The 2,090-nt window shown below is 41.2% G+C and carries 2 protein-coding genes; both read left to right on the top strand.

What is annotated here, in order from left to right; all coding sequences use genetic code 11:
* Window positions 1-119: 119 nt before the first annotated feature.
* Window positions 120-986 (top strand): hypothetical protein, encoded by an 867-nt coding sequence (locus ACYQ2O_RS11945; protein ID WP_459796681.1) that lies wholly within the window; start codon window positions 120-122, stop codon window positions 984-986.
* A 77-nt stretch (window positions 987-1,063) separates the two neighbouring features.
* On the top strand, window positions 1,064-1,876 hold the full coding sequence (locus tag ACYQ2O_RS11940; protein WP_459796680.1) for an aldo/keto reductase: 813 nt from the start codon (window positions 1,064-1,066) through the stop codon (window positions 1,874-1,876).
* Window positions 1,877-2,090 lie beyond the last annotated feature (214 nt).

Below are 2,090 nucleotides of genomic sequence, written 5' to 3'. Positions count from 1 at the left end.
CGGCGGCATTCAAAGAAATTTTGATTGGAAATCAGTCAAACCAAGAACAAATTGCTGCGTAATTTCTTTGGTGAGGGTTAATCCGATAGGATTGTGAAGCATTTATTAGGGTGCGAAACTTGAGTATAAAATCCTTTCAGCTTGGACTGACGCATGGCAGATATTTCGTTCTTCTATTTGGTTTATTTGCAATCAGTGGCGTGATAATATACGGTTTCTTTAAATCAGCTTCCCGATATATTCCTCTTATATTGATCGCATTAGGAATCGTGTCCATCCTTCCTTTTATCGACTCGGTATCTATTGGGACAGCGAGTCAGATCAGACAGGTTGAGGACATTATTCAAGCGGATGATTTTGATGATAACGGGCGGATCAGCTCTGAAGACCCATTTTCACATGAAGAAAAAATCCAGTTGAGCTACAGTTTTAATTACTTGAATAATATCAATGAACTAAACCGTTTGGACTGGCTGCCTGAGCGCTTTGACTATTATAATAATTTCCAGGCAGTATTTGGCTTTGACCCATATTATTTTGCCAATCATAACTCAGAGAATGGTGAGTGGTCCCCGGTAGAAACTGAATATGCCTATGTGGAGCTTGACAATGAACAGCCTGTAACTTTTTCAGTAGCGGGCATGGACGACATGGTCTACTTTTCTGTCTACCAGTCCGAAGGGTTTAACGAAGAGACACGGATTGATCTGAATCAGGAGAACGCAGAACTGATCATTCAGCACGATGATGAGATGTTCAGCCTGGAGCTGGAAGAAAATGATGAAGTAATCATGGTATTTGATTTAAGTTTCCTTCAGGAAGATATTTATGATTTACAAGGAATGAGCCAGTCCCGACCCCTAGAAGACTTGACGTTTGTTGAGGAAAACGAGGAAGTTGTCATAACTTTAATTGTCAACAGATTTGAAATTGACAGAAATGCATTTTACGGTGGTGACTTTACGGTGCTGCTGGATTACAAATAAGCTGGTCAAATAGGAAGCATTTTCATACGGTTTGAGGTAAACTGGATTTAGTAAAATTAATTGGAGGAATGCAGAACATGTCAAAAGAAACATTCACATTTCATAATGGAGTTACCATCCCAAGTATAGGATTCGGTACGTGGCAAATACCAAATGAAGAAGCATATGATGCAGTCACCATGGCACTGAAGAACGGCTATACTCACATCGATACTGCTTTAGCTTATCATAATGAAGAAAATGTCGGAAAGGCTATCAGAGATTTCGACATTGCCCGTGAAGATGTCTTTGTTACGAGTAAACTCCCCGCCGAACGTAAGGGATATCAGGAAACACTTGATGCGTTTGAAGAAACAATGAACAATCTGGGGCTGGACTACTTGGACCTCTATCTCATTCATGCCCCATGGCCTTGGAGTGAGAAAGGCACAGATTATACCGAGGGCAACATCGAATCCTGGAAAGCAATGGAGAAGCTTTATAACGATGGACTAATCAGAGCGATTGGTGTGTCAAACTTTGAAATCAGTGACATCCAGGCTCTTCTGGATAACTGCGATATCGTTCCTATGGCCAACCAGATTCCTTACTATATCGGGCGCGACCAGAAAGACCTTGTCTCTTTCTGTAAGGAACATGATATCGTAGTGGAAGCTTATTCACCATTAGCTACCGGTCAACTTCTGGACAGACCTGAACTGAAGGAGCTGGCTGATAAATATGGTGTGACAACAGCACAGCTGGCGATCCGCTACTGTCTGGACAAAGACACACTGCCACTGCCAAAATCAACGCATGAAGAGCGCATCATTGAAAACAAGCAGGTGGATTTTGTTATCTCCGAAGAAGACTTAGCTGTTCTTGATAAGATGGAAGATGTAAGAAACTAAGCATAAATTCAACAGATCTGAATCAGCCGCTGACTGAATTGTCGGCGGTTTTCTCTGCATCATCCCCCCTACCTGATTTACATCATAATTAACTCAAGTTTTGCAGTTAAAAAATAGCCTTTGACCCTTGGTGTCATTGACTTGGTACCGATTATTATGCCGCTTTTGATATTTGATTCAGCTGATTTTCTTTTAAAAATGGCTTGAAGAGTTC

The organism is Alkalibacterium sp. m-11, from assembly GCF_054658155.1.
This window is presented reverse-complemented; position numbering and strand designations above follow the sequence as displayed.